Here is a 2,156-nt window from a genome sequence, read left to right on the forward strand (position 1 = left end):
GGAACGAAAGTAAATGTCCCTCCCAAAGGTGGACGCAAACATCCACAACAGGATTTTATCGAAATGGATACTAAAAATATCCTGTTTATTGCCGGAGGAGCTTTCTTCGGTCTGGAAAAGATTATCAAAGAACGAATGGATAAAAAGTCCATCGGATTTGATGTGGAATTAGGTAAAAAGCAAGATGAATCCGCTATCTTTGAATATACTACTCCTCAAGACCTTTTAAAATATGGTTTGATTCCGGAACTTATTGGCAGAATGCCCGTAATTTGCACTCTGAATGAACTGAGCGAAGAAGCGTTGATAGAAATATTGATGAAGCCCAAAAATGCAATCTGCAGACAGTATCAAAAATTCTTTGAAATGGATGGCGTGCATTTGGAATTTTCCGAAGCTGCCCTAAAAGAAATTGCCAGAATTGCGATAAAACAAAAAACTGGTGCTCGTGGTCTGCGTTCCATAATGGAAAAATTTATGCTGAAAATAATGTATAGCATTCCTGATAGGCACGATATCGAAAAATGTATTATCACACCCGAAGTCGTGAATCTATCACAGGAACCACAATATGGCTTTATAAAATCAATAAATTCTCGCAGTAAAGCAGCAAACGAGAAATATTAAGGAGATTGGATGATGAATGCTGAAATAACCGTTGCCCGGCGTAAAGAATTGCTCTCCTCTTTAAAAGAAAAAGAAGCGGTGATTCTGTTTGCCAATGAAGAAGGCAAATTAGAAAAATTTAAACAGGATAATGATTTCCTTTATATAACCGGTTTGGCAATACCGGAAGCAATCTATTTTGCATATAAAGGACAAAACGGAACTGCAGAAATGCTCTTCATTCAGCGTTGCGATCCAGATAAAGAAGTTTGGACTGGAACAATAATGAAAAGTGACGAAGCGAGCCAAATTAGTGGCATTGCAAAAGATAAAATTCACTATTTGGATGAATTTTTAAGTATATTGTCCATTTATTGCCCGTCGATGGAAAAAATATGGGCAAATATAGGTGCTCAAGCATTGGATAAACCACCAACCATTCAGCTTTATCGATTGTTTCCTTTGCGCGAACGCTTTCCAGGGATTAAGATCGAGTCCTTTGAAACATTGATAACTCCGTTCCGGAAAGTAAAAAGTGAATGGGAAATAAAACAGCTTCAATATGCAATCGATATTACCGGTAAAGCCATAATGGATGTTTGGGAACAAGCAAAAGTTGGAATGATGGAATATGAACTGGAAGCTATAATGTTTTATCTAATGCAAAGAAAAGGTGTCAGCCACTGGGGTTTTGCTCCCATTGTAGGTACTGGGATTAATGCTGCCACTTTGCATTATGAAAGAAATGAGTGCAAAATCAATGATGGAGACATAATCCTGATGGATGTGGGCGCTTCCTATTTAAATTATAGCGCAGATATAACAAGATGTTTTCCCATCAACGAGACCTTTAATACTCGCCAGAAAGATGTATATAATACTGTTTTAGATGTTCAGAAAAAGATAATTGAAATGATTAAACCGGGAGTGGAACTTGCTGAACTTAACAGAGAAGCCCGAAACTTATTGGCAAAAGGTGCAATTCAACTTGGTTTAATTGACAGGGAAGAAGATGTTTTTAAATATTATATGCACAGTATTAGTCACTTTTTAGGTATGGATACCCATGATGTGGGTGGTAGAAATGCAATTTTATATCCTGGAAATGTAATCACGGTGGAGCCGGGACTTTATATACCGGAAGAGAAATTGGGCATCAGGATTGAAGATGATGTTCTGGTAACCGAAAACGGTTATTCTGTCCTTTCCAAAGATATCCCCAAAGAGGTCTCTGAAATCGAAGAAATTCGGAAAAGGGCTCTGGAAAAAAATGTTTAAGGCAATTTATCCGGGCACCTTTGATCCTTTCACCTTAGGTCATCTGAACATTTTGGAAAAAGCATGCAGAATATTTGATCAGGTTATTCTTGCCGTAGCAGATTATACTGGCAAAGAGAATCTATTTAATTTGCAAGAACGATATGAACTCTGTAAGAAATCAACTGAACATCTACCTAATGCAGTAGTTAGTACTTTTCAGGGTTTGTTCGTTAACTATGCTAAAAGCCAAAACTGCAGGATAATGATTCGCGGAATGAGAGCTGTATCCG

3 protein-coding genes are annotated in these 2,156 nt (G+C 37.6%); all 3 read left to right on the forward strand.

Translation table 11 applies throughout. The features are described from left to right. A partial coding sequence (locus ABFC98_03445) for an AAA family ATPase (GenBank protein MEN6445082.1) occupies window positions 1–627 on the forward strand: 627 nt, incomplete at its 5' end. Between the two features lie 9 nt (window positions 628–636). Further along, entirely contained in the window at window positions 637–1,884 is a 1,248-nt protein-coding gene (locus ABFC98_03450; GenBank protein MEN6445083.1) for an aminopeptidase P family protein, read from the forward strand. After that, on the forward strand, window positions 1,877–2,156 hold a 280-nt coding region (gene coaD / locus ABFC98_03455), incomplete at its 3' end, for a pantetheine-phosphate adenylyltransferase (GenBank protein ID MEN6445084.1). The genes ABFC98_03450 and coaD, both read left to right, overlap by 8 nt.

The sequence above is a fragment of the Candidatus Cloacimonas sp. genome (assembly GCA_039680785.1).
GTDB lineage: Bacteria > Cloacimonadota > Cloacimonadia > Cloacimonadales > Cloacimonadaceae > Cloacimonas.

Excerpts from the sequence above, each read along its gene's own strand:
- ABFC98_03450 (MEN6445083.1), top strand. The coding sequence starts at position 637 with ATGATGAATGCTGAAATAACCGTTGCCCGGCGTAAAGAATTGCTCTCC.